Origin of the sequence: Streptomyces deccanensis (assembly GCF_022385335.1) — a bacterium.
In the GTDB taxonomy this organism is placed as follows: Bacteria; Actinomycetota; Actinomycetes; order Streptomycetales; family Streptomycetaceae; genus Streptomyces; species Streptomyces deccanensis.
Map to the genome: position 1 here is coordinate 6490845 of NZ_CP092431.1, position 24094 is coordinate 6514938.

Consider the following 24094-nt stretch of genomic DNA (forward strand, 5'->3'; position numbering starts at 1 on the left):
CCGTGACCGAGCAGCCTCAGCAGCCCGCTCAGCCCCCGCAGCCCCCGCAGCCCGGATACGGGTACCCGAACGCGGCCCCCGGCCAGCCGGGCGCCAACCCGTACGGGGCTCCGCAGGGCGGCTACCAGCAGCCGGGCGCGGGCCAGCCCGGCTACGGCTACCCCCAGCAGGGCGGCTACCCCCAGGGCGGCTACCAGGTGCCCCCGACGCCGGGCGGCGCGTACACGGGCGACCCCAACGCCCCGTACGGCTACGACCCGTACGGCCGCCCGTACTCCGACAAGTCGAAGATCGTCGCGGGCATCCTCTCGCTGTTCCTGGGCTCCTTCGGCGTCGGCCGCTTCTACATCGGTCACGTCGGTCTCGGCCTCGCGCAGCTGTTCACCTGCGGTGGCCTCGGCATCTGGGCGCTGGTCGACGGCATCATCCTGCTGACCAGCAGCAACACCACGGACTCCAACGGGCGTGTCCTGCGTGGCTGAGCGCGGCCTCAGCACCCTCCGGCATCCGGCGGCGGCCCCCCTCGCGGTGGCCGCCGCCGGGCTGGTGGGCGCCGCGTACCTGTACGGCACCAACCCGCACGAGCCCGGTCAGCTGCTGCCCCAGTGCCCGTTCCGCTATGTCACCGGGCTGCTCTGCCCCGCCTGCGGTGGCACCCGCATGGTGTACGACCTGCTGCACGGGCAGTTCGCCGCGGCCTGGCACGACAACCGGGTCCTGCTGCTCGCCGCGCCCTTCGCCCTCGTCCTGCTCGGACGCTGGTTCGTCGAGGGAGTGCGCGGCCGCCGCTGGCGCCCCGAACTCAAGCCCCGCACCCAGGCCTTGATCCTGGGCATCGCGGTGACGTGGACGATCGTCCGCAATCTGCACTGAGCGGTCACGGCCGAATCTGTCGTCCTTCCCCGCCTCGGCCCCCGTAAATCCCTTACGCCCGCTTTATGTTGCGCAGTTGTCGCAAGTTGGCTGGAATCGGATCACGGAATCGGAACGATCGCTCGAATCCCCTCCCGTCCGCCCCTTGTGTCTCACTAGGCTGCAACCGCTGCAGGGGGGATGACGGGGGATACGTCGTGCTCGATCGTTGGCCGGTATTTGTCGTGCCCGATCGCTGCCGGTTTCGTGCCGCGCCTTCTCTCCTGGGATCCCCCCGGAGCAATCCGCTTCGGTTATTCAGTCAGTACATCCAGGAGTTACTTCCATGACCGTCCCCACCCCTGACGCTCCCTTCGGCCACGACCCGCAGGGTCGCCCGTACTCCGACAAGTCGAAGATCGTCGCCGGTGTTCTGCAGCTCTTCCTCGGCACGCTCGGCATCGGTCGTTTCTACGTCGGTTCCGTCGGCGTGGGCGTCGCCCAGCTCCTCACCTGCGGTGGTCTGGGCTTCTGGTCCCTGATCGACGGCATCCTGTTCCTCACGAGCAACGACCGCACCGACGCGCAGGGCCGCGTCCTGCGCGGCTGATCGCGCTCGGGATCACCGCCGAGGTGATCGACCGAAGGGCCTCGTCCACCGCGGAGCTTTCCCCAAGGCTCCGCGCGGGGACGGGGCCCTCGTGCGTCGGCGGGCGCGGAGAAACACGGAAGGCCCGCGGGTGAACCCGCGGGCCTTCCGTCACAGCCTCCGGCGGCGGAGGCGGTGGGGGATCAGAAGCGGCGCGTGATGAGCGCCCGCTTCACCTCCTGGATCGCCTTGGTGACCTCGATACCGCGCGGGCAGGCGTCCGTGCAGTTGAACGTCGTACGGCAACGCCACACGCCGTCACGGTCGTTGAGGATCTCCAGCCGCTGCTCGCCGGCCTCGTCGCGCGAGTCGAAGATGAAGCGGTGGGCGTTGACGATCGCGGCCGGACCGAAGTACTGGCCGTCGTTCCAGAACACCGGGCACGAGGACGTGCACGCGGCGCAGAGGATGCACTTCGTGGTGTCGTCGAAGCGTTCGCGGTCCTCGGCGGTCTGGAACCGCTCACGCGTCGGCTCGTTGGTGTCCTTCGTGATCAGGAAGGGCATCACGTCCCGGTACGCCTGGAAGAACGGCTCCATGTCCACGACCAGGTCCTTGAGGACCGTGAGGCCCTTGATGGGCTCGATCGTGATCGGCTTCTCGGGGTTGATGTCCTTGATCAGCGTCTTGCAGGCCAGCCGGTTCTTGCCGTTGATCCGCATGGCGTCCGACCCGCAGATGCCGTGGGCGCAGGAACGGCGGAACGTCAGCGTGCCGTCCACGTCCCACTTGATCTTGTGCAGACCGTCGAGGACGCGCTCCTTGGGGTCGATCTCCAGCTGGAAGTCCTGCCAGCTGGCCTCGGCCGAGACCTCGGAGTTGAAGCGACGGACACGGAAGGTGACCGTGATGTACGGGGAGTCGGCGAAACCGGGCTCGGGGCTGCCTGCCGCGTCCGCCTTGTCCAGGGTCGGGGTTGCCATCAGTACTTACGCTCCATCGGCTGGTAGCGGGTCTGGACGACCGGCTTGTAGTCGAGGCGGACGGTCTCGGAGCCGTCGTCGCCGACCTCGCGGTACGCCATGGTGTGGCGCATGAAGTTGACGTCGTCGCGGTTGGGGTAGTCCTCGCGGTAGTGACCGCCGCGGGACTCCTTGCGGGCGAGCGCCGACACGGCCATGACCTCGGCCAGGTCGAGCAGGTTGCCCAGCTCGACGGCCTCCAGGAGGTCGGTGTTGAACCGGCGGCCCTTGTCCTGGATCGCGACGTTCTTGTAGCGCGCGCGCAGCTCGGCGATCTTCTCGACGGCCGTCTTGATCGTCTGCTCGGTGCGGAACACCATGACGTTGGCGTCCATGGTCTCCTGCAGCTCGCGCCGCAGCTCCGCCACGCGCTCGTTGCCCGTGGAGTTGCGCAGCCGCTCGATCTGCTCGACGACCAGGGACTCCGGGTTCTCCGGCAGCTCGACGAAGTCCGCCTTCTGGGCGTACTCGGCGGCCGCGATGCCTGCCCGGCGCCCGAACACGTTGATGTCGAGCAGCGAGTTGGTGCCCAGACGGTTGGCGCCGTGCACGGAGACGCAGGCGACCTCGCCGGCGGCGTACAGCCCGGGGACGACGGTGGTGTTGTCGCTGAGGACCTCACCCTCGACGTTGGTCGGGATGCCGCCCATGGCGTAGTGCGCGGTCGGCTGGATCGGGATCGGGTCCGTGTAGGGCTCGATACCGAGGTAGGTGCGCGCGAACTCGGTGATGTCGGGGAGCTTGGCGTCGAGCTGCTCCGGCGGGAGGTGCGTGAGGTCGAGGTAGACGTGGTCGCCCTCGGGACCGCAGCCGCGGCCCTCACGGATCTCCGTGTAGATGGAGCGGGACACGACGTCACGGGACGCGAGGTCCTTCATGACCGGCGCGTACTTCTCCATGAAGCGCTCGCCGTCCTTGTTGCGGAGGATGCCGCCCTCACCGCGGGCGCCCTCCGTCAGCAGGATGCCCATGCGCCAGATGCCGGTCGGGTGGAACTGGAAGAACTCCATGTCCTCCAGCGGCAGCCCGCGGCGGTACACGGCGGCCTGACCGTCACCGGTCAGCGTGTGCGCGTTGGACGTCACCTTGAAGAACTTGCCGCAGCCGCCGGACGCGTAGATCACGGCCTTCGCCTGGAAGACGTGGATCTCGCCGGTCGCCAGCTCGTACGCCACGACACCGGCCGACTTCTTGACGCCGTCGACCTCGGTGATCAGCTGGTCCAGGACGTAGAACTCGTTGAAGAACTCCACGCCGTGCTTGACGCAGTTCTGGTAGAGCGTCTGGAGGATCATGTGGCCGGTGCGGTCGGCCGCGTAGCAGGAGCGGCGGACCGGGGCCTCGCCGTGGTTCCGGCTGTGACCGCCGAAGCGGCGCTGGTCGATCGTCCCGTCGGGCGTCCGGTTGAACGGCAGGCCCATCTTCTCCAGGTCGAGGACGGAGTCGATGGCCTCCTTCGCCAGGATCTCGGCGGCGTCCTGGTCGACCAGGTAGTCACCGCCCTTGACCGTGTCGAAGGTGTGCCACTCCCAGTTGTCCTCCTCCACGTTGGCGAGCGCGGCGGCCATGCCGCCCTGCGCGGCGCCCGTGTGGGAGCGGGTGGGGTAGAGCTTGGTCAGCACGGCGGTGCGGCTGCGCTGCGTGGACTCGATGGCCGCGCGCATACCGGCGCCGCCGGCGCCGACGATGACGGTGTCGTACTTGTGGATCTTCATGATCGGTTGCCTCAGCCCCGTGCCTAGCGGATGTTCGGGTCGAAGGTGAAGATCACCAGCGTGCCCAGCAGGATGGTGAACACCGTGGCGGTGTAGAGCAGGCCCTTGAGCCACAGCCGGGTGTTCGCGCGCTCCGCGTAGTCGTTGATGACGGTACGCAGGCCGTTCGCGCCGTGCAGCATGGCGAGCCACAGCATCAGCAGGTCCCAGACCTGCCAGAACGGGGAGGCCCAGCGGCCCGCGACGAACGCGAAGCCGATCTTGGAGACGCCGCCGTCGAGGACGAGCTGGATGACCAGGTGGCCGATGACCAGGACGACCAGGACGATGCCGGACAGACGCATGAAGAGCCACGCGACCATCTCGAAGTTGCCGCGGGTCGACTTCGGGGTCTTCTTGGTGCGCTTGCGGGGCGGCTCGATGAAGGGGGCCGGGTTGTCGGGGCTGTAGCCCGACAGCTCCCCGGCGCCCTCTACGGGGCCGATGCCGGACGCGGTGGTTTCAGTGGCGGACATCTGCCTCAGCTCCCGAAGACTTCACGGACGGCGTGGCCGAGGACGGGGTACAGGGCCCCGATCATCAGCACGAGCCAGATGCCGACGACGGACCAGAGCATCGTCTTCTGGTGACGGGGGCCGTTGGACCAGAAGTCGACGGCGATGACCCGAAGACCGTTGAGCGCGTGGAAGAGGACGGCGGCGACGAGGCCGTACTCCAGCAGCGCGACGATCGGCGTCTTGTACGTGGCCACGACCTTGTCGTAGGCGTCGGGGGAGACACGGACGAGAGCGGTGTCCAGCACGTGTACGAACAGGAAGAAGAAGATGAGGACGCCGGTGACTCGATGAGCCACCCAGGACCACATTCCTTCCCGGCCGCGGTACAGCGTTCCAGCCGGCACGGAAGAACCCTCCGGGAGCGGGGATTGGGGCCGGCCGGCTTGCTTGTCGGTCTGACCCGGCCGGGTACGGTCCACCGGCCCCGGCCATGGTAGCGACGTCGTTGCACTTGGCTTAAGCCGGGAGGGTTGGTGTGATCAAACTGGCATACAAAGGTGCACGTAAGGGTTAGTAGCGGGCGGCATCCGGGCTGGGGGTGCTGGTGGGATGCCGGGTGCGGGTTCGGTGGGGGCCGGTCGCGCAGTTCCCCGCGCCCCTGAGGTGAGCCCGGTTCCCCGCGTCCTCGGCAGGGACCCCGGCTCGCGCGTCCCCGGGGGAGGCCGGTCAAGGGACTCGGCAGGTGCGGGTGCGGGTCAGGTGGGTGGTCAGGCGGGTTCTTGCCAGGCGGCGTAGTTCCTCGGCGACCACCACGCGCTCTTCCTCCGGGTCGTTCGAGAGGCGGGAGCGGATGCCCTCCAGGGTGCGGTCGAGGAGTTCGTCGGGGTGGGCGGTGTCCAGGGCGATGACGAAGACGTGGCCGAAGCGGGCCTCGTACGCGGCGTGCGCGGCGTCGAGGGCGGTGTGGGCGACGCCGTAGGTGTCGTCGGGGAGGACGGGGAGGGTCTCCCCGGCCAGCGCCTCGGCCAGGTCGGACGCCGTGAGGTCGTACGCGGCCTCGTCGGACGCCGCGAGGAGGGCGTCCAGGTCGGGATAGGGCCGGTGGTCGGTGAGGCGGTGCGCCCAGCGGAGGCTGCGCAGGCAGGCGAGGAGGGTCTGCCGGGCGGCCTCGACGGGGGCGTGGTTGAACCGCTCCAGGGCCGAGGGGCCGGGAGTGGGGGCCTGCTCCGGGACGGCGACCTGGCCGGGGAGGTGCGGAAGACGGTGCGGAGGCAGCGTGGGTCCTCGGCGGTGCGTAGGGGTCGGCTGGGCAGGCTGTGCGAAAGGTGCCACCACGTTATCGAGGCGGTTCATGGGCTGTCCGTTCGATGCCCGAAATTCACCCGGACGGGAGAGTTTCGGAACCTGTGGTGGACGGTTCGGGTGGTCGGACGTCGTAGGTTCGAGAAGGGGGCTCGGCGGAGAGCCGGGAGTGGGACCGGGGAACAGCGCGTGGCGAGAGGTGTGTGAGATGGCGTGGACGGTGAGCGGGACAAGGACCGGGACGGGGACCGGGGGCGTGTCGTGAACCGGGGCCGGCGCAGGGCACCCCGCAGGAAGACGGCGATCACGTCGAAAGGGTTGCTCCTGGGCGCGGGAGCGGTTCTGGCGGGCGGCGCGGTCGCGGTGGCCGTGACCGTGTGGCCGGGCGACGAGCGGCGGACGCCCAGCGGATCGGGGCCGTCGCCGGAGCGGTCGTCCGTGAGCGCCGCCGGTACGTCGCCCTCCGCTTCCCCCTCGCCGTCGCGCACCTATCCCCTGTCGACGAAGCCGCAGACCATCCCGGCCGTACGGCAGCACGAGCCCGCCCGCGGCCCCGGCTGGAAGCCCGCCGACGGGGGCCGGGTCGTCGTACGGAACGCGGCGCTGGCCGACGAGGGGCGGCTGACCGCCGGGGAACTCGGACTGGCGTACGCGGGGGAGGAGCGGCCCCGGGCCGGGGACGTGGAGCTGGCGCTCACCGGAGCGGACGCGCCGAGGTCGGAGGCGTACACGCTGACCGTGAAGGACGGCCGCGTGCGGATCGCCGCGCCCGCCGAGGCGGGCGTCTTCTACGGCACGCGCACCCTGAAGCAGGAGGTGCGCGGCGGCGGTACGGCGCCGGAGGGCGTCGTCCGGGACGAGCCGGCCAAGCCGCAGCGCGGGTTCATGCTCGACATCGCGCGCAAGCACTTCACGGCGGGCTGGATCGAGGACCGCATCCGCGAGCTGGGCGACCTGAAGTACAACCAGCTCGGCCTGCACTTCTCCGACGACCAGGGCTTCCGGATCGAGTCCACCAGCCACCCCGAGGTGGTCTCCCGGCAGCACCTCACCAAGGCCCAGGTGCGCAAGATCCTGGACCTCGCGGAGAGCCGCCACATCGAGGTCGTGCCCGAGATCGACTCGCCGGGGCATCTGGGGGCCGTGATCGCGGCCAACCCGGGGCTCCAGCTGAAGAACGCCCAGGGGGTCGCCGCGAGCGGGGCCGTCGACATCTCCAACCCCCGGTCCGCCGAGGTCGTGGACGAACTGCTCGACGAGTACGCCGACCTGTTCGACGGCGCGTACTGGCACCTGGGCGCCGACGAGTACCGGGCGCTGATGGCCTCGAACCCCGAGGCCTCGTACCCGCAGCTGGCCGCCGCCGCGCGGCAGAAGTACGGCCCCGGCGCGACCGTCGCCGATCTCGCCACCGGCTGGCTGAACGACCGCGCCGCGGTGATGCGCGGCCACGACCGGACCGTGCGGGCCTGGAACGACGGGTTCTTCCGGGGCGGCTCGGTCCAGGCGGACAAGGCGATCCAGGTCGCGTACTGGACGGGCAAGGAGATCGGGGCCCGGCCGCCGATCGAATATCTGAGCGCCGGGCGACAGGTGATCAACTACAACGACGAGTACCTGTACTACGTCCTCGGCGAGCCCAACCAGTTCGTCTACCCGACCGGGCAGCGCATCTACGAGTCCTGGACCCCACGGGTGCTGCGCGGCACCACCGCCGTGCCCGCCCAGTACGACGACCAGATCCTCGGCGGCTCCTTCGCCGTCTGGTGCGACCTCGCGAACCGGCAGACCGAGGCGCAGGTCGCGGCGGGCGTCCGGATGCCGCTGCGGGCGCTCTCGCAGAAGCTGTGGGACCCGGGGAAGCCGGCCCTGACCTGGCCGCAGTTCCGGGAGCTGGCGGGGAAGGTGAGCTGAGCCCGCGGGGGCGGAACCGGGTGGACCGCTGGGACGGGGGAGTCGTAGGGTCCGCCTGTTCTTGTTGCTGCGCGTGAGGTTCTGGGGAGGAATCCCGCGCTTCCATGGCCAGTCGGGGGATCTGAATGACGTGCACGCGCTGTCGGCAGTTCGACGCGGCGCCCGGGGGAGAACTCTGCCGGGCCTGCGAGGCCGAGGACCAGCATCCGGACGTGGGTGCGGGCCTCCCGAAGGCCCCGCCTCCGGTTGTCGGTATGCCCTTGGGGCCGCCGCCCCTGTTGCGGTCGCCGGTGGGGCTGGGGCGGGCGGTGGCGATCCTGCTCGGGGCGGTCGCCGTGGCCGACGTGGTCGCGGTGTGGGCGGATCTCTCGCTCCTCGACGTGATGAACCGGATGCTGGCCGACGACTGGAGCGTGGCTCTGGAGCGTGATGCCGACCGGGCGGACGGACTGATGGCGCTGGCCGCCGCCCTCCAGACGTTCACCTACCTCGCCACGGCCGTCGTCTTCCTGGTCTGGTTCCACCGGGTGCGGGTCAACGCCGAGGTGTTCGACCCCTTCGGGCACCGGAAGAAGCGGGGCTGGGCGATCGGCGGCTGGTTCGTGCCGGTGGTGAACCTGTGGTTCCCGCGCCGGATCGCCGTCGACTGCTGGGAGGCGAGCGGCCCGTGGCAGAAGCCGAGGTCGCACGCGCTCGTCAACACCTGGTGGACGCTGTGGCTGCTCAGCCTCTTCGCGGGTGAGGTGGGCGACCGGGCGTACTTCCGGGCGGAGGAGGCCGAGGAGTACCGGACGGCAGCCCAGCAGATGCTGTTCGCGGACTCCCTCGAGATCGTGTCCGCCGTGTTCGCGGCCCTCTTCGTCCTCGCCCTCACCCGGATGCAGGACGACAAGGCGCGGAGCGGGCCGCATGAGCCGGAGCCCGTGGCCGCCCTCTGAGCCCCGCGCTCCTTCTCGGCCTTCGCGGGGCAACCGTGCGGATTGCCCGATTCCGGGGGCGGACCGCCGTACGGCTGTGGTCTATTCCCGGTATGGGGTACTGGGGGTACTACGTCGTGGGCAGAAGCGAGCGGCCGCTCAAGGAGCTGGACGCGCTGGCCGGGGCCGAGACCATGACGTTGTGTGTGACGGCGGACGACGGCTGGCAGATCTGGGCGTACCCGACGGGCGCGCCGGGCGCCGAGGCGGCCGGGGACTCCGGGGCCTCGGGGGGTGCCGGCGATGTCGGGAACATGAACACGCTCGCCCGGGAGACCGGGGCGCCCGCGCTGTTCGGCTATGTCATGGACAGCGACTGCGTGGTCGTCGAGGCCGCCGGGCCGGAGAGCGGGGCGTGGACGACGTGTCTCGCGCGGCGTGCCATGGCCGCGTATCTGGGGGACGGGGAGGGGCTCACCGTCGAGGACTACTTCCTCGAACCGCGCGACGCCGCCGAACGCGCCGTCGCCTGGGCCGCGGAGGCGGGGCGGGTCGTCGTCGAGCGGTCCCTGGTCGAGGTCTTGACCTCAGAACCTGGACCGGCGGACCCCCTGGCTGAAAACATTCTGTTCCGGTTGCTCGACCGGCTCGGGGTCGTCCCCATGTGACACTCCCACGTCGTCGCACGCAGTAAGGGGAAGTGCGGGCTCCGTATAACCGGGGTACGGTCGAGCGGGATCTAGGGGAGGCGCGATGAGCCTGGTGGAGCTGATGGCCCAGGCCGACGAACGCGGTCTGGCGGCCGGTGGGTTGGCTTGTTTGGACCGCTGCGTACCGCTTCTCGGAGGCGACGACGAGGTGCTGCGCCCCCTGTGGGCGGCACTGGTGGACGACGGGGAGGAGTGGGGGGAGCGCGTCGCGAAGATACGCGGCGAACTGTCGCCGGCGGGAGGGCTGGAACCCGACTCCGACGGGGGCGGGGGCGAGGAAGTCGCCCTGCTCGCCCGTCGGATGCTCGACGCGGTTCCCGAGCGGCGCTCCGGTGACGGGCTGCGGGAGTGGGCGGAGGTGTGCTCCGTCTCCGCTCTGCGGATCCACCAGCTGCTCGACCCGCTGGACGCCGGGGGCGACGACTCCGTGGCGGCGTGCCGGGAGGGCCGTACCGAGGGTGCCTCCCATCTCGTCGCCGCCGAACTGCGCCGCCAGATCGTGGTGTTGGAACTGCTCGCCCAGCACGGCGCGGCCGGGCTGCGGCAGGCGCTCGGTGTGGCCACGGAGGGGCGGCGGGTGCTGCGGGCGGTCGTGTCGCGGCGCGCGCGTGGGGCGCGGCGGTAAACCTCGTTTTCCTGGCGGGTCCTGTGGGTGTCCTGGGGCCGGGTGTGGTGGTCCTGCGCCGGTGTCGGGAACAGGCCGAAATCGCGAAACGTCTCGCGCCGGACGGGCGCTTTCCCGAGTGTGAGCGCACAGCAGACATTCAGTTCGGCCGGTGCCCCCGCCGCACCGGGGAGTCGTGGGAACCGGCCCGGGAGCGCGGCGAAGCCCCTCCGATGGGCGGCCGACGCGGTGGCGATGATGCGGGAAGGGGCGCGGGTGCGCCTCGACTACTCGACGCAGAGCCTGTGGCGGGTGGACCGCATGATCGAGGAGATCCGCCGGGAGGGACCGCCGTACGCCGCCGTGGAGGGCGCGTTGCGGGGTTTCGGGGCGTACGGCGGTGAGGTCCTCGTGCGCTGGGCCGGCGGCGAATGGGTCGAGTCGGGCGGCGGCTACTGGGTACGCACCTGGGACGACCGCTTCTGGGACCCCTTCGACGAGGCCCGCCGCTGCTTCACGGGCGACGGTTCGCTGCGCCTGCTGTGCCACGACGCGATGCCCTCCGGGTGAGGCCGGTTGTTCGTCTGCGGGTGAGTGGGGCTTCTCGCGCAGTTCTCCGCGCCCCTGCTTTTTGAGGGGCGCGGGGAACTGCGCGACCAGCCCCCACCGGAGGGACGCCTGGGGGTCGAAGGGGCGCAGCCCCTTGAGGATGGGACGGGTAGGGGCGGCGGGGGCGAGAACAACTCACCCTACGGAGTGAGCAGTTGCCCCACACGACTCCCCCCAGGCGCCCCCAACTGCGTCACCCCGTAGTACACGGCCCGCGAAGCCACCGGCACACCCCCCACGGACGGCACGAACAGAACCGTCCCGTTCCCCTCATCCTCCCCCTCCACCCCGACCACCACATCGCCGTACCCGTCCCCCGTGACATCCGCCCCCGACACCGCCGACCCGAACTTGTCGTCCGCCTCGGTGGATCCCCCCACATCCGGCGCGTCCTGCGAGAACGCCAGCGACCCCGCCCCGCTCACCCCGGCCGCCGAACCCTTCAGCAGCCACACCGACCCCGCGTTGCCCCGGTTCTTCCCGGCCCGGGTGATGTCCTCGTTCGGCGCGCCGCTGAGCACGTCGGCGTACCCGTCGGCGTCGACGTCGCCGACGGACACCGAGGAGCCGAAGCCGTCCGAGGTCTCGGAGGCGCCCTCCACGCCCGCCGTGGCCTGGTGCACCGTCCGCGTCCCCGTCGCACCGAGGCCGGTGGACGTGCCGGGGACCACGGTCACCTGGCCGCCCGCGTTGCCGCCGGACTCGGAGGCGTACGGCTGTCCGACGACGAGGTCGTCGTAGCCGTCGCCGTCGACGTCGCCCGCCGCGACGGCCCGGCCGCCTTTCACGGTCAGGGTCGCCGCCTTCGTCAGCCCCAGCGACCGGGAGCCCCTGAACCAGACGATCCTGCCGATCCCGGACGCGTCACGGTGGTTGAGGGCCACGTCGGCGTACCCGTCCCGGTTGAAGTCGCCGGTCGCGGCGTCCGCGTAGGCGAGGGAACCGGTCGCCGTGGTGAGGTCCCCGGCGACCTCGTGGCCGTCGCCGAAGCGGGCCGCCCAGTTGCCACCCGTCCCGGTGGCCGCGGTGAACACGTCCGCCCTGCCGTCGGCGTTGAAGTCCCCTGCCGCCACGGTCGCGCCGAACCGCGCGCCGGCCGGCTCGTAGTCGTCGCCGAGGGCCATCGTGTCGGCGCCCGCGGTGAAGGACGGCCCGTAGAGGATCGTCACCGCGCCCCGGTCGGCGTGCCCGGTGGTGTCGTCCTCACCGGGCGCGCCGACCACGAGGTCCGCGTACCCGTCGCCGTCGACGTCGCCCCACGCGGTCGCCGCGCCCCACTGGTCGCCGGACTCGGCGGCACCCGGCACGCCGGCGCTCGCCTGGTTCAGCCGGAGCCTGGCGGACGCGACGGGGCCGTTCGCGCCGCCCGGCACCAGGGTGATCCAGCCGCTGCCGACCCGGGGCGTCGGCACCACCAGGTCGCTCACGCCGTCCCCCGTGTGATCGGCGGTCGGGATCGCGGAGGAGCGGCCTGCGGAGGCGGCGTAGCGGCGTATCTCGGGCAGTGCGGCGTAGAGGCCGGCTCCCGGGGACGTGAGCGATGCCGCGTCGCTGCCGCCGGATATGACGTCCAGCTCCGCCGACTCGCCGCGCGTGTACACGCCGGTGTCCTCGGACGCCGTCAGCGTCACCTTGCCCGTGGGGTCGCCCGCGTACTGGCCCAGCTTCCACGCCGCGAGCCGCGCCACGGACTCCACGGCCGCCCGGTTCGGCCCGCCGCCGTCGAAGTCGCCGAGGACCGCGACGCCCGTCGACTCCCCGTCGAACCCGGGCGTGTGCGCGCCGCGCACCGGCAGGTCCGCGCCGCCCGCCCGGCCTTCGTAGATACGGCCGCACTTGTCGACGACGAAGTTGTAGCCGAGGTCGCCCCGGCCGGCCGCCTGGATGTCGTCCGCCATGAGCGCGCGTATCAGGGCGGGGGACTCGGCGCAGTTGTAGGCGTTGGTGCCGCCTGTGTCGTGGACGAACACCGCGCTGATCCGGTCGACGTACTCGGCCGTCCCCGTCACGGCCGACTCGTCCGCGCCCCACCCTGCCCGGCTGACGATCGGGGGGCGGGTGACGGTCGAGGGGCGGGCGGTGGGCACGTCGTCGGCGGCGGCCGTGCCGACGCCGGGCCCGACCACCGCGTACGACACCAGGCCCGCGCCACCGGCCACGACGGCCCCCAGCGCCCGCCAGGCCCTCCGCTTCGGCCCCAGCGGCTTGGACGCATGGCTCCTACGGCGACTCAAATGCCCCACCCCTGGATGAACGGTACGAAGACGCCACCCCGTCACAGGGGTGACCCCTCTATTCAGCGCACAGGACTCCGCGAACCTCGGCACCGGGGGTGCGGGTGTGGCTTATGTCACGGAGGGGGCGGAGAGGGCCGGTGGTCCCGCTTGCGGGGGATGCGCCCGGCCGCTGTGACACTTCCGCGAGGCGCGACGCAGAGGAGCGTGGGGGCTTGGCGACGTCCGGGACGGCCCCCGGGACAACGATCCCGGCACTGACGTGGCACTGCCACGGACAGTTTGGGGCCAGGGAGGGGAACCTCGGCGCGTGCAGGCGTACGACGGGGAACTGGGCGCGGCCGTCGCGCGGGCCCAGGCCGGGGACGAGGCCGCGTTCGCGGTGGCCTACCGGCTCGTGCAGCCCGGGCTGCTGGGGTATCTGCGCGGCATCGTCGGGGACGACGCGGAGGACGTCGCCTCGGACGCCTGGCTGGAGATCGCGCGGGACCTCGGGCGGTTCAAGGGCGACGGGGCGGGCTTCCGGGGCTGGAGCGCCACCATCGCCCGGCACCGGGCCCTGGACCATCTGCGGCGCCAGCGGGTCAGACCCCGGGCGACCGCGCTGGAGAACGACCTGCTCGAACTCCCGGGCACGCACAGCACCCAGGACCAGGCGCTGGAGAGCCTCTCCACCGAGCAGGCCCTGGCGCTCGTCGCCCGGCTGCCCCGTGACCAGGCCGAGGCCGTGCTGCTGCGCGTGGTCGTCGGTCTCGACGGCCCCGCCGCCGCCCGCGTCCTCGGCAAGCGCCCCGGCGCGGTCCGTACCGCCACCCACCGGGGCCTGAAGCGTCTCGCCCAGCTCCTGCGGAGCGAGGGTGTGACGGATGACGGCCCCCGGACGCTGGGGGAGTCGAGATGACCGACAGCGACGCCGGGCCGTACGGCGAGAGGGAAGGGCGCGAGATGCCGTCGGGCAGGACGGAGCCGGACAGGCCGTACACGGGTGACCGGCTGGACAACGGAGAGCGGGACGACACCTCGCCTGCCCCCACCCCGCCGCCGCCCTCGGCCTCCAGGGAGACCCCGTCCCCGGCTTCGCCGGACACCCCGTCCCCGGCTTCGCCGGACACCCCGTCCCCGGCTTCGCCGGACACCCCGTCCCCGGCTTCGCCGGACACCCCGTCCCCGGCTTCGCCGGACACCCCGTCCCCCGCCTCCCGTGACACCCCCTCCGTCGATTCCCTCCTCGCCGCCGCCGTGCGCGCGGGCGCGTCGGCCGACAGCGTGGGGGAAGCGCGTGCGGTGGCCGCGTTCCGTGCGGCCCGGGAGAGCGGGGCCCGTAACGCGCGCACCCGGCGGCGCGACGACTGGCGGCCGAACGCGCGGCGCCGCGTCCAACTGTCCATCCGCACCACCCTGGCCGTCCTGCTGGCCAGCCTCACCCTCGGCGGAGTCGCCTTCGCGGCGATCGACTCGGCCACACGCGGCGACAAGGGCGCCGACCGGGAGTCCGGGGAGTACGGAAGCGAGCGGCCCGCCCGCCCCGGCGCCGGTGCCTCCACCCGGCCCGGCCCCGCGGACGTCCCGCGCATCGACCCCTCGACACCGGCCACCTCCGCCCCGGCCGAGCAGGACGGCGCGTCCCGGGACCCGGACGAGTCCGACCGACGGGCCGACCGGCCGACCGACGCGAAGCCGACCGACGACAAGCCCACCGACGACAGCCGACGCCCGTCGCCCCGGCCCGCCGAACCGAACGGCCAGAACGGGGCGAACGCGACGAAGGTGCCCGACGAGGCGAAGGTGCCGGACGAGCCGGGCCCGCCGCGGGTGCCCGGCGGCGACCGGCCGGAGCCGACGGCTGCAAACGGGGTCACGAACGAGGTCACGAGCGAGGGCGGCGCGCGGCCGAACGCCCCGCAGCTCGCTCCGGAGCCGGGACAGAAGGCCCCCGGAACGAAGTGAGGCCGGCGTGCTCGCGAGACCCCCGTACTCGCAAGACACCCGGCCGACTCCGCCGATGGCAACGGTCGGGGCCGCCACCCCCCACAGGAGAGGCCCCGACCGTCGCGCGGCACGGGCCGCGCGGCGACCCGTACTCCCTACAGCGCCGCGTCCGCGTTTTCTGTCACACCTCGCCGCATCACGAGTTAGTTGCATGTTCTACGGACATGGACGGCCAACGGTTTCAGGCCGTAACGTGCCATTCGCGCCGGATCGTGGATGGCGGAAGACCACCACAACCATCGACGGCCCGGCACCGCACGATTCATTGAGGACCACGACAGCGAGAACCCGGTCCGCGAGAGCGGCGCCGGTGGAGGCGCAAAGAGGGGCGCGCGCGGGTGCTGGGGGACGACGCGGAGCTGACCGCCGCGGTGCTTGCGGCACAGAACGGGGACGAGACCGCGTTCCGGACTGTGTACCGCTCGGTGCACCCACGGCTGCTCGGGTACGTGCGGACGCTGGTCGGTGATCCCGACGCGGAGGACGTGACCTCCGAGTCCTGGCTCCAGATAGCCCGTGACCTGGAGCGGTTCAGCGGTGACGCCGACCGGTTCCGTGGCTGGGCCGCGCGAATCGCCCGCAACCGGGCCCTCGACCACATACGGATGCGGGGCCGCAGGCCCGCGATAGGCGGCGACGAGACCGAGCTGACCGGCCGGGCCGCCGAGTCCGACACGGCCGGCGAGGCGATGGAGGCCATGGCCACCGGCCGCACCCTCTCGCTCATCGCCCAACTGCCCCAGGACCAGGCGGAGGCGGTGGTCCTGCGGGTCGTGGTGGGCCTCGACGCGAAGACCGCCGCCCAGACCCTGGGCAAGCGCGCGGGAGCCGTACGGACGGCCGCGCACCGGGGGCTGAAGCGGCTCGCCGAACTGATCGGGGAGAATCCGGAGACGGCCGCCGAGGCCGACCCGGAGTCCGGCGATCCGCTGGACGCCGTACCCCCGCCGAGAGAACCGCGCGCACGCGCGGCTTCGTCCGCCGGTGTGACGCATACGCGTTCGCGGACGCAGAAGGATGTGTGATGGCCGACGAGCAGTACAGGTGGCTCAACCGCGACGCAGCGGAGCGGCTGCTGCGTGGGGAGCCGCTCGAAGCCGTCGACGCCGACACCCGTGACCGTGCCGCCCGGCTCGCCGAGGCGCTCGGTGCGCTGACCGCCGAGGTCGCTCCCGTCTCCTCGGAGACATCCGAACTCCCGGGCGAGGAAGCCGCGTTGGCGGCCTTCCGCAGCGCGCGAACGGCCCGCACAGCCGACTCGGCCGCCGCCCCCTCCGCCCCGGCACCTGACGACGGGCACCTCCCTGACGCCGGTCGCGGCAGCCGCACGCACACCGCCGCGCCCGCCGCCGACGCGGGAGTCGTCCACCTCGGACGCCCCGGGCGCCCGGCCACCGGTTCGGACCGACGCCGGGCCCGCTGGGGCCGGCCCGTACGGTTCGGGCTGGTCGCGGCCGTGGCCGCCGGGATGCTCGGCGGGGTCACGGCGACGGTCGGCGGCGGCGCGCTGACCGGCTTCCACGACGGCGAACCGGAACCCTCCGCCACCGTCTCCGCCGACCGGTCGCCGGACCGGCCGCTGCTGTCGCCGTCGCCGGACCCGCAGGGGGGCGACGACCGGCGCGGGGCGTGGGGCGACTCACGACCCGATGTGACCCCGGACGGCTCCTCGGAGGGCGACGTCCCCTCCGGCGAGGGCACCGACGGCGCCGACGAGGACGGCCGGACCGGTGACAGCGGGCAGAACGACACCCCCACCCAGGAGTGGTGGAACAAGGTCCTCTCCGCCTGCCGTGACGTTCGCGACGGCAAGGACCTGGGTGCCGACCGTCGGCGCGGCCTGGAGGACGCGGCGGGCGGCAAGGGCAAGGGGCAGCTGAAGCGGTACTGCGAGGACGTCCTGGCCGGCGGCTCCGACACCCCCGGTACCAAGAGGCGGCCGGGCGGGGGCGCAGGCACCGGCCGGGGTACCGGGGCCGGGTCCGGTACCCCGGACTCCGGCGGCCCGGTCGGCGGCGACAAGGCGCGTTCCGGCGACTCCGACGAGGACGACGACTCCCACCGCGGCAAGGGCCGCCACGGAAACGGTGCCGGCGACGGCAAGAACCGCCCCGGGCACGGCAAGGGCGGCAAGGGCCACGGCAAGGGCGGCAACGGTCACGGCCACACGGGCAACAAGGGTCACGGCCACCAGGGCGGCGAGAAGAAGGGCGGCGGGGGCAACGGCCACCGGAGTCAGCTCGCCGCAGCGGCGCGGATCGACGTCGCCATCCGCGTCACCCCCTCCTGACCTGCGCTTTCTCTTCCGTTACGAATTCTTTCGCGGAACGGGTAACACTTTTGGCCGCCCCGGCGCAGTAATGAGTGAGCCGACTGGTCATCGGCCGTCGCACGGAGCCGGGGTTCCCCCCGTACCTACGGCTCGTGCACCTCGGCGCGGGCGGGACACGTTCCCCGGTCCCGCCCGCGCCCCATAACCCCCGTGTTTCCCCCGTGGTCCCCCGTGACCCCGTACTTCCCCTGACGCGCCGGACGCGCTCCCGCTATGCCTCATGTGACGCACGTCACGAATGCGCTCGGCCTTCCTCGTCCGTCATCCCTCGCCCGTCACCAGTACACGACGACCTTGTCGCCGTTCCTGACCTGACCGAACAGCCGAGCGATCGCCGCCTCGTCCCGGACGTTGACGCAGCCGTGCGAGGCCCCGTAGTACCCGCGCGCCGCGAAGTCGGCGGAGTAGTGGACGGCCTGGCCGCCGCTGAAGAACATCGCGTACGGCATCGGGGTGTCGTACAGCGTCGACCAGTGGTCGCGGGACTTGAAGTAGACGCTGAAGACACCCTCGCGGGTCGGTGTGTACTCCGAGCCGAACCGCACCTCGACCGTCGTCAGCGTCCGGCCGTCCACCATCCAGCGCAGCGTGCGGCTCGTCTTGCTGATGCACAGCACCCGGCCCGTCATGCAGCGCGGATCGGGTGACGCGGCCGGCTGCCCTCCGTAGGCGTACAGGTCCCACTTGCCCGGCTCCCGCGTCATGTTCAGCAGCCGCGCCCAGGTCACGCTGTCCGTCTTCCCGGTCCGCGGCAGTCCCCGCTTGCCCTGGAAGCCCTTGACCGCCTGGACCGTCAGATCGTCGTACGTCCCCGTGGGCCCCGCGAAGAGCCACGCGATCTGCCGCAGCCGCGCCTGCAACTCGCGTACGTCCAGGCCCTCGTCGCCCTGCGACCAGAGCACCGGGGGAGGGGGTGCGGGGGTGGGCGTGGGCGTGGGCCTGGGGGAGGGCGGCGCGGTCGTCGGGGTCTTCTCGGGCGCCCCCTTCCCGTCGTGCCCACTCCCGCCCGTGGCCTCGTCCCCGCTGCCGGCCCCGTCGCGGTCGTCCTGCTTCGGGGTGCCGTCGGGCGGGACGGTCCCGTCGACGCGCACGGGCTGGCGCTGGCCGCCGTGCACCTCGATCCCCTGGGCCGTGCAGGCGCCGGCCATGGCGAGTGCCGCGAACGCGGCCACCGATCTCCGCATGTCCTTGATACGCATCGGGGTCCCCGTCGTCTCATGATCGCCGCGTTCGGTCGTTCTCCCGGACAGGTTGCCCGGACGTGACCCGTCGCGAACAAAGGGGCATGGTTGTGAGCAAGGTCCCAGCCAGAGGCACTCCAACGGAGGCACACATCATGGCGCGCGAGTCGGAGTCCGGGTTGCCCATCGAGCCGGTGTACGGGCCGGAGGTGCTGGAGGGCTGGGATCCGGCGGAGCGGCTGGGGGAGCCGGGTGGGTATCCGTTCACGCGGGGTGTGTACCGGTCGATGTACACGGGTCGTCCGTGGACGATGCGGCAGTACGCGGGGTTCGGTACGGCGGTGGAGTCCAATGCCCGTTACCAGCGGTTGATCGCGGCCGGGACGACGGGGTTGTCGGTGGCGTTCGACCTGCCCACCCAGATGGGGCACGACTCCGACGCTCCGCTCGCACACGGTGAGGTGGGCAAGGTCGGGGTGGCGATCGACTCGGTCGAGGACATGCGGGTGCTGTTCGACGGCATTCCGCTGGACCGGGTGTCGACGTCGATGACGATCAACGCGCCGGCCGCTCTGCTGCTGCTGATGTATCAGCTGGTGGGCGAGGAGCAGGGGGTGGCGGCGGACCGGCTGACGGGCACGGTCCAGAACGATGTGCTGAAGGAGTACATCGCGCGGGGGACGTACATCTTCCCGCCGAAGCCGTCGTTGCGGCTGATCGCGGACACCTTCCGGTACTGCGGGGCGGAGATCCCGAAGTGGAACACGATCTCGATCTCGGGCTATCACATGGCGGAGGCGGGTGCCTCGCCGGTGCAGGAGATCGCGTTCACGCTGGCGGACGGCATCGAGTACGTGCGTACGGCGGTGGCGGCGGGGATGGACGTGGACGATTTCGCGCCGCGGCTGTCGTTCTTCTTCGTCGCGCGGACGACGGTCCTGGAGGAGGTGGCCAAGTTCCGGGCGGCGCGGCGGATCTGGGCGCGGGTGATGCGCGAGGAGTTCGGTGCGAGGGACCCGAAGTCGCTGATGCTGCGCTTCCACACGCAGACGGCGGGGGTGCAGCTGACGGCGCAGCAGCCGGAGGTGAACCTGGTGCGGGTGGCGGTGCAGGGGCTGGCGGCGGTGCTGGGCGGGACCCAGTCGCTGCACACCAACTCCTTCGACGAGGCGATCGCCCTGCCGACCGACAAGAGCGCCCGACTCGCCCTGCGGACGCAGCAGGTGCTGGCGTACGAGACGGATGTGACGGCGACCGTCGACCCGTTCGCCGGTTCCTACGTGATCGAGAAGATGACCGACGACGTGGAGGCCGCCGCTGTCGAGCTGATGGGGAGGGTGGAGGAGCTGGGGGGTGCGGTGGCGGCGATCGAGCAGGGGTTCCAGAAGGGCGAGATCGAGCGCAACGCGTATCGCATCGCGCAGGAGACCGACGCCGGGGAACGGGTCGTGGTCGGCGTCAACCGGTTCCAACTCGATGAGGAGGAGCCGTACGAGCCGCTGCGGGTGGACCCCGCCATCGAGGCCCAGCAGGCCGAACGGCTGGCCCGGCTGCGCGCGCGCCGCGACCAGGGGGCGGTGGACACCGCCCTCGCCGCCCTGAAGAAAGCCGCCGAAGGCACCGACAACGTCCTCTACCCCATGCGCGAAGCCCTCAAGGCGCGTGCCACCGTCGGCGAGGTGTGCAACGCCCTGCGCGAGGTATGGGGCACCTACACCCCCGTCGACGCCTTCTGACCGGCTGTCGGACCCTCGTGCGACACTCCCTTTCATGTTCGGTGTCGTCGACCTCCCCACCTACCTGGCGGGCCTCGTCCTGATCGTGCTCCTGCCCGGGCCCAACTCCCTCTACGTGCTGTCCGTGGCCGCCCGGCGCGGGATACGGACCGGGTACCGGGCCGCCGCCGGCGTGTGGGTCGGGGACACCGTGCTGATGACGTTGTCGGCGGCGGGGGTGGCCTCGCTGTTGCAGGCCAACGCCGTGCTGTTCGGGATCGTGAAGTACGCGGGTGCCGGGTATCTGTCGTGGCTGGCGATCGGGATGCTGCGGGCCGCGTGGGGGATGTGGCGGAGCCGTCGCGAGCGGGTCGTGGAGGGGCCGGACGACGAGGTCGCGGAGGGCGAACGGCCGTTCCGGCGGGCCCTGGTGATCAGTCTGCTGAACCCGAAGGCGATTCTGTTCTTCGTCGCCTTCTTCGTGCAGTTCGTGGACCCGGGATACGCCTATCCGGCGCTCTCCTTCGTGGTCCTCGGCGCCTTCGCCCAGCTCGCCAGCTTCCTCTATCTGAGCGCGCTGATATTCAGCGGCACCAGGCTGGCCGCCACGTTCCGCCGCCGCAAGCGGTTGTCGGCGGGGGCGACCTCGGCGGCGGGGGCCCTGTTCCTGGGTTTCGCGGTCAAGCTGTCGCTGGCGAGCAGCGCGTAGCAGGGGCCGGCGCGGGCCGCGACCGCGGACCGCGGAAGGCGTCGAAGAGTGAGGGCGAAGCCCCGCGAGGCTTCGCCCTGTTCAGCTCGATTCAGTTCGGTCCTGCTTGTTGAGCCCGTTCAGCTCAGTCCACCCACCACTTGCCGCACTTGGTGACGCCGTCGAACTCGCCACAGGCGCGGGCGGCGTAGTTGGCGTTGAAGACGGACTGGGTGCGGCTGCCGGTGTAGGGGCCGCACATCTTCCAGCCGTCGCGCTTGGCCTGCTGATCGGTGACCGTGCCCTTGAAGTCGGGGAACGAGCGGTGGCTGCGGTCGACCCACAGCCGGTCGCCGGCCTTGCGCCCGGACTTGATCTCCGCGCGGCTGTAGCGGTCGAGCGCCGACTCGTTCTGCAGTTCGACACGGCGGCCGTTGAAGGTGAACGAGGCTCCTGACTCGACGGCCCTGAAGACGCCGACGACGGCGATGCCGTCGCAGTCGGCCTCGGTGGCCGAGGCCGCCGAGGCGGGGACGGCGACCAGGGCGCCGCTGCTGATCAGGACGGTCAGGGCCGCGACGGTGCGGCCCGCAAGGGGGTTCTTCACAAGCGTTCCTTTGGTGGGTGACTGTGCGAGTGGGGGGTGACGCCGCGCGATGCCGCGCCGGACACCCACAGGTTCGAGGACGCCGAGAACCCCTGGCAACAGCTGCCGCCCTACCGGGACAGTGAGACCATCTCGCCCCTGTGACCTGCGGAAACGGGATGCCTGTGGGACGCCTGTGGGACGTCGGTGGGATGTCTGTGGGACGCCGTCGGGAGGAGTCGTCCACAGAACCACGCCGGCATCACCGCCCCGCCCTCACCGCCCCGCCCTCAGCGCACGACCGCCCCGCGCCACCGCCCCGCCCGTCACCCCACCGGCCGACGTGCCGCCCTCGCCTTCCTGATCGCCCTCGTCACCACCGGCGGCAGCAGGTCCGCCGCCAGCCTGCGGGCCGTGCTGCGCGGTGGGCGGCGGCGGGCCGGGGGCTGGGGCGCGGGAGCCACCGGGGCGGGAGCCGGCGGCTCGGGCTCGGTCCAGTGGCGGGACTTCGGGAACTCCGGGGCCTTCATGCCCTTGGACTTGAGGCGCAGAATGCGGTGCCCGGCGGCCTGCTGCTTGCTGAGGTGGCAGTCGTCCCGGTCCGCGACCATGGCGAGCAGCGCCTCCTGGAGGGGCTCGGGATCGTCCCAGGTGCCGTAGAGCTTCTGCGTGCTGAGGCAGACGGGGTTGAGGCCCCGGTTGAGGACGGCCTCCCACGCGGCGATGGAGACGCCGGGCGTGTGCTCCGAGCGGAAGTCGTCGAGGACGACCAGCCCGCCGGGCAGGAGTATGTCCCGCGCGGCGGTGATGTCGGCCTCGACGTGCTCGTACAGGTGCGAGGCGTCGATGTGCACGAACCGGCAGGAGCGCGGTTTCACCTCCCCCGGGACGATCGAGCTGGGGCCCTGGAGGACCCGGGGCAGCTCGTCGTGGAAGGAGAGGTAGTTCGCCTCGAAGGCCCGACGGGTGAGCGTGCTGCGGTACGACTTGGTGGCCTCCGCCGCGTTGGCGTCGTCCGGTGCGTCGCTCTCGAAGAGGTCGCAGACCGTGTAGGCCTCGCCCTCCTGGAGGTGGCGGCCGAGGAAGATGGCGCTCTTGCCCATGTAGACGCCGACCTCCAGGAGGTCGCCCCTCTCGCCCGCGACCTCCTGTCGGTTCAGGAACCAGTCGAAGAGCAGTTGGTCGAGCACCGGGAACCAGCCGGGAACGTCGTCGAGTTCCCGGGGGAGTCGGATCGTGCCGTGTTCAGAGGTCATTTCAGAGGCCATGAGGACAGAAGACCTTCTTGCGTCGACGAGGCGAACAGGCGAACGGGCCTGGAACCTATGAGATGCCTTTGGCCCGGTCAAGGATGCTGCGGAGCCTCTCCCCGGAGGGGTTTTCGAATCCTCGCGTCGCATGAACAGTGGGCCAATTCCAGGTTCCGGGACCGTTCAGCGGCGGCGTCCACCGAGCGACGCCCGCAGCAGCGGCTGCAACGGACGTTCGACCCACCGGTGCAGCAGCCAGGCGAGCCCCAGCATCAGCGCCACGGTGAGCACGACGGTCAGGAGCGACGGAACACCCAGCCTCTGGTGCAGTCCCTGGACCACCGGCCAGCCCAGGTGCTCGTGCACGAGGTAGAAGGGGTACGTCAGGGCCCCCGCGGTGGTCAGCCAGGGCCAGTTGACGCGGTTGAGCAGCCCCAGCGCCACGGCACCCACGGCCACGAAGCCGACGGCGACGGCGAGGGCGATGCCGAGCTGGGAGCGGTAGGAGAAGTAGTCGGGGTTCGGGGCGTGCCACATCGCCTCGACCGTCTGGTACTGGCTCAGCAGCAGACTGAAGACCACGATCAGCCAGGCGGCGGTGTCCCGGCGGTCGCGGTGTACCAGATACAGGCCCATGCCGCCGATGAACAGGGACGCGTACTCCGGCATCAGGATCATGTCCAGCAGCGGTTCGCCCGAGCCCTGCGCGATGACCGAGGCCAGGGTCCAGCCGCCGCAGAACCAGATCACCCGTTTGCGGGTTACCCCGGGCAGCACCACGCACAACGCGAACAGGACGTAGAAGCGGACCTCCGCCCACAGCGTCCAGCAGACACCGAGGACGCGGTCCGCGCCGAGCGGCATCTGCAGCATCGTGAGGTTCACCAGGAACTCACTGACCGACACGCGCGCGTACGAGAGCCCCGGCAGCGCGAACACCGCCGCCACCAGGATCACCGCCGCCCAGTACGCCGGCAGCAGCCGGGACGCACGGGAGGCGAAGAACGCCTGCACCGAACGGCCCCAGCCGCTGGCACAGATCACGAACCCGCTGATCACGAAGAACGCCTGCACACCGGCCCAGCCGTAGGCGAGCCAGCTGTGGGCGGTGGGGAACTGCACGGAGGGCGACGCCCCCCATGCCTTCGCGATCTCCCCGTCCCGCCCACCGTAGTGATAGGCGGCGACGGACAGGGCGGCTATCAGCCGCAGCCCGTCGAGAGCGTAGAGCCGGGGCGCCGATCGACGGGCGCCCGCTGCCGCGCCCCCCAAGGGGCGCGGGGCCGCGTCGATGTGCGGCTCCGCCGCGGGGCGCGACAAGCCCTCACCGGCCCGCACTTCAGACTCGACACGATCATCGGTCTGTGTGGAAGAGGTCACCGCAGAGC

Annotated in this window: 24 protein-coding genes; 14 read left to right on the forward strand and 10 right to left on the reverse strand. The window is 71.6% G+C overall.

Annotated elements, in window-relative coordinates; all coding sequences use genetic code 11:
• Positions 1-2 precede the first annotated feature (2 nt).
• The 3 genes from L3078_RS28960 to L3078_RS28970 all read left to right on the forward strand — a co-directional run bounded on the left by L3078_RS28960 (position 3) and on the right by L3078_RS28970 (position 1462).
• Positions 3-482, forward strand: coding sequence for a TM2 domain-containing protein (locus tag L3078_RS28960; protein WP_239756851.1), 480 nt, complete (start codon positions 3-5; stop codon positions 480-482).
• Positions 475-873, forward strand: a complete 399-nt coding sequence (locus L3078_RS28965; protein ID WP_239756852.1) for a DUF2752 domain-containing protein — start codon at positions 475-477, stop codon at positions 871-873. Before L3078_RS28960 ends, L3078_RS28965 begins: the two co-directional genes overlap by 8 nt.
• 325 nt (positions 874-1198) lie before the next feature.
• On the forward strand, positions 1199-1462 hold the full coding sequence (locus L3078_RS28970) for a TM2 domain-containing protein (protein WP_013001272.1): 264 nt from the start codon (positions 1199-1201) through the stop codon (positions 1460-1462).
• A gap of 182 nt (positions 1463-1644) precedes the next feature.
• Here the strand turns inward: L3078_RS28970 and L3078_RS28975 are convergent, their stop codons facing one another.
• From L3078_RS28975 to L3078_RS28995, 5 genes are all read right to left on the reverse strand, one after another.
• On the reverse strand, positions 1645-2424 hold the full coding sequence (locus tag L3078_RS28975; RefSeq protein WP_239756853.1) for a succinate dehydrogenase iron-sulfur subunit: 780 nt from the start codon (positions 2422-2424) through the stop codon (positions 1645-1647).
• A complete protein-coding gene (gene sdhA, locus L3078_RS28980; RefSeq protein ID WP_239756854.1) occupies positions 2424-4178 on the reverse strand; it encodes a succinate dehydrogenase flavoprotein subunit in 1755 nt (584 codons plus the stop codon). Before sdhA ends, L3078_RS28975 begins: the two co-directional genes overlap by 1 nt.
• A gap of 23 nt (positions 4179-4201) precedes the next feature.
• Positions 4202-4693 (reverse strand): succinate dehydrogenase hydrophobic membrane anchor subunit, encoded by a 492-nt coding sequence (locus L3078_RS28985; RefSeq protein WP_239756855.1) that lies wholly within the window; start codon positions 4691-4693, stop codon positions 4202-4204.
• A gap of 5 nt (positions 4694-4698) precedes the next feature.
• A complete protein-coding gene (gene sdhC, locus L3078_RS28990) occupies positions 4699-5079 on the reverse strand; it encodes a succinate dehydrogenase, cytochrome b556 subunit (protein WP_078853945.1) in 381 nt (126 codons plus the stop codon).
• Between the two features lie 322 nt (positions 5080-5401).
• Positions 5402-6028: a 2-oxo-4-hydroxy-4-carboxy-5-ureidoimidazoline decarboxylase gene (locus L3078_RS28995; protein WP_239756856.1), complete on the reverse strand. Its 627-nt coding sequence runs from the start codon at positions 6026-6028 to the stop codon at positions 5402-5404.
• A 267-nt stretch (positions 6029-6295) separates the two neighbouring features.
• Here L3078_RS28995 and L3078_RS29000 point away from each other — a divergent pair, with 267 nt between their 5' ends.
• The 5 genes from L3078_RS29000 to L3078_RS29020 all read left to right on the forward strand — a co-directional run bounded on the left by L3078_RS29000 (position 6296) and on the right by L3078_RS29020 (position 10692).
• The gene (locus tag L3078_RS29000) at positions 6296-7891 is read left to right on the forward strand and encodes a beta-N-acetylhexosaminidase (protein ID WP_239760504.1); all 1596 of its coding nucleotides are present in this window, start codon (positions 6296-6298) and stop codon (positions 7889-7891) included.
• Positions 7892-8145: 254 nt separating this feature from the next.
• Positions 8146-8829, forward strand: a complete 684-nt coding sequence (locus L3078_RS29005) for a DUF4328 domain-containing protein (protein ID WP_239756857.1) — start codon at positions 8146-8148, stop codon at positions 8827-8829.
• Between the two features lie 92 nt (positions 8830-8921).
• The gene (locus L3078_RS29010) at positions 8922-9476 is read left to right on the forward strand and encodes a hypothetical protein (protein WP_239756858.1); all 555 of its coding nucleotides are present in this window, start codon (positions 8922-8924) and stop codon (positions 9474-9476) included.
• A gap of 85 nt (positions 9477-9561) precedes the next feature.
• Positions 9562-10143 (forward strand): hypothetical protein, encoded by a 582-nt coding sequence (locus L3078_RS29015; RefSeq protein ID WP_239756859.1) that lies wholly within the window; start codon positions 9562-9564, stop codon positions 10141-10143.
• A 120-nt stretch (positions 10144-10263) separates the two neighbouring features.
• Positions 10264-10692: a hypothetical protein gene (locus L3078_RS29020; protein WP_239756860.1), complete on the forward strand. Its 429-nt coding sequence runs from the start codon at positions 10264-10266 to the stop codon at positions 10690-10692.
• Between the two features lie 179 nt (positions 10693-10871).
• On the opposite strand, the gene L3078_RS29025 is transcribed toward L3078_RS29020, so the two are convergent.
• Complete coding sequence (locus L3078_RS29025; RefSeq protein WP_239756861.1) at positions 10872-12965, reverse strand: FG-GAP-like repeat-containing protein; 2094 nt, start codon at positions 12963-12965, stop codon at positions 10872-10874.
• Between the two features lie 310 nt (positions 12966-13275).
• Between L3078_RS29025 and L3078_RS29030 the strand changes: the two genes are divergently transcribed.
• From L3078_RS29030 to L3078_RS29045, 4 genes are all read left to right on the forward strand, one after another.
• Entirely contained in the window at positions 13276-13866 is a 591-nt protein-coding gene (locus tag L3078_RS29030; RefSeq protein WP_215448669.1) for an RNA polymerase sigma factor, read from the forward strand.
• A complete protein-coding gene (locus L3078_RS29035; protein WP_239756862.1) occupies positions 13863-14912 on the forward strand; it encodes a hypothetical protein in 1050 nt (349 codons plus the stop codon). The genes L3078_RS29030 and L3078_RS29035 overlap by 4 nt, the downstream gene beginning before the upstream one ends.
• A 380-nt stretch (positions 14913-15292) precedes the next feature.
• Entirely contained in the window at positions 15293-15979 is a 687-nt protein-coding gene (locus L3078_RS29040; RefSeq protein WP_239756863.1) for an RNA polymerase sigma factor, read from the forward strand.
• Positions 15979-17244, forward strand: coding sequence for a hypothetical protein (locus L3078_RS29045; protein WP_239756864.1), 1266 nt, complete (start codon positions 15979-15981; stop codon positions 17242-17244). Before L3078_RS29040 ends, L3078_RS29045 begins: the two co-directional genes overlap by 1 nt.
• A gap of 317 nt (positions 17245-17561) precedes the next feature.
• Here L3078_RS29045 and L3078_RS29050 read toward each other — a convergent pair whose 3' ends face one another.
• The gene (locus tag L3078_RS29050) at positions 17562-18485 is read right to left on the reverse strand and encodes a L,D-transpeptidase family protein (protein WP_239756865.1); all 924 of its coding nucleotides are present in this window, start codon (positions 18483-18485) and stop codon (positions 17562-17564) included.
• 137 nt (positions 18486-18622) lie between these two features.
• Between L3078_RS29050 and L3078_RS29055 the strand changes: the two genes are divergently transcribed.
• Together L3078_RS29055 and leuE are read left to right on the forward strand one after the other, a co-directional pair.
• On the forward strand, positions 18623-20203 hold the full coding sequence (locus tag L3078_RS29055; protein ID WP_239756866.1) for an acyl-CoA mutase large subunit family protein: 1581 nt from the start codon (positions 18623-18625) through the stop codon (positions 20201-20203).
• Positions 20204-20237: 34 nt separating this feature from the next.
• Complete coding sequence (gene leuE / locus L3078_RS29060; RefSeq protein ID WP_239756867.1) at positions 20238-20891, forward strand: leucine efflux protein LeuE; 654 nt, start codon at positions 20238-20240, stop codon at positions 20889-20891.
• 124 nt (positions 20892-21015) lie between these two features.
• On the opposite strand, the gene L3078_RS29065 is transcribed toward leuE, so the two are convergent.
• From L3078_RS29065 to L3078_RS29075, 3 genes are all read right to left on the reverse strand, one after another.
• Positions 21016-21477, reverse strand: a complete 462-nt coding sequence (locus L3078_RS29065) for a hypothetical protein (protein ID WP_239756868.1) — start codon at positions 21475-21477, stop codon at positions 21016-21018.
• Between the two features lie 305 nt (positions 21478-21782).
• Positions 21783-22712 carry a class I SAM-dependent methyltransferase gene (locus L3078_RS29070; protein WP_239756869.1) on the reverse strand — a complete coding sequence of 310 codons (930 nt, stop codon included), beginning with the start codon at positions 22710-22712 and terminating at the stop codon, positions 21783-21785.
• Between the two features lie 177 nt (positions 22713-22889).
• Positions 22890-24086 carry an acyltransferase family protein gene (locus tag L3078_RS29075; protein ID WP_239756870.1) on the reverse strand — a complete coding sequence of 399 codons (1197 nt, stop codon included), beginning with the start codon at positions 24084-24086 and terminating at the stop codon, positions 22890-22892.
• Positions 24087-24094: the final 8 nt, after the last annotated feature.

Excerpts from the sequence above, each read along its gene's own strand:
- L3078_RS29070 (WP_239756869.1), bottom strand. The coding sequence starts at position 22,712 with ATGACCTCTGAACACGGCACGATCCGACTCCCCCGGGAACTCGACGAC.
- L3078_RS29045 (WP_239756864.1), top strand. The coding sequence starts at position 15,979 with ATGGCCGACGAGCAGTACAGGTGGCTCAACCGCGACGCAGCGGAGCGG.
- L3078_RS28975 (WP_239756853.1), bottom strand. The coding sequence starts at position 2,424 with ATGGCAACCCCGACCCTGGACAAGGCGGACGCGGCAGGCAGCCCCGAG.
- L3078_RS29005 (WP_239756857.1), top strand. The coding sequence starts at position 8,146 with ATGCCCTTGGGGCCGCCGCCCCTGTTGCGGTCGCCGGTGGGGCTGGGG.
- sdhA (WP_239756854.1), bottom strand. The coding sequence starts at position 4,178 with ATGAAGATCCACAAGTACGACACCGTCATCGTCGGCGCCGGCGGCGCC.
- L3078_RS29010 (WP_239756858.1), top strand. The coding sequence starts at position 8,922 with ATGGGGTACTGGGGGTACTACGTCGTGGGCAGAAGCGAGCGGCCGCTC.
- leuE (WP_239756867.1), top strand. The coding sequence starts at position 20,238 with ATGTTCGGTGTCGTCGACCTCCCCACCTACCTGGCGGGCCTCGTCCTG.
- L3078_RS28985 (WP_239756855.1), bottom strand. The coding sequence starts at position 4,693 with ATGTCCGCCACTGAAACCACCGCGTCCGGCATCGGCCCCGTAGAGGGC.
- L3078_RS29050 (WP_239756865.1), bottom strand. The coding sequence starts at position 18,485 with ATGCGTATCAAGGACATGCGGAGATCGGTGGCCGCGTTCGCGGCACTC.
- L3078_RS29035 (WP_239756862.1), top strand. The coding sequence starts at position 13,863 with ATGACCGACAGCGACGCCGGGCCGTACGGCGAGAGGGAAGGGCGCGAG.
- L3078_RS28970 (WP_013001272.1), top strand. The coding sequence starts at position 1,199 with ATGACCGTCCCCACCCCTGACGCTCCCTTCGGCCACGACCCGCAGGGT.
- L3078_RS29055 (WP_239756866.1), top strand. The coding sequence starts at position 18,623 with ATGGCGCGCGAGTCGGAGTCCGGGTTGCCCATCGAGCCGGTGTACGGG.
- L3078_RS28995 (WP_239756856.1), bottom strand. The coding sequence starts at position 6,028 with ATGAACCGCCTCGATAACGTGGTGGCACCTTTCGCACAGCCTGCCCAG.
- L3078_RS29015 (WP_239756859.1), top strand. The coding sequence starts at position 9,562 with ATGAGCCTGGTGGAGCTGATGGCCCAGGCCGACGAACGCGGTCTGGCG.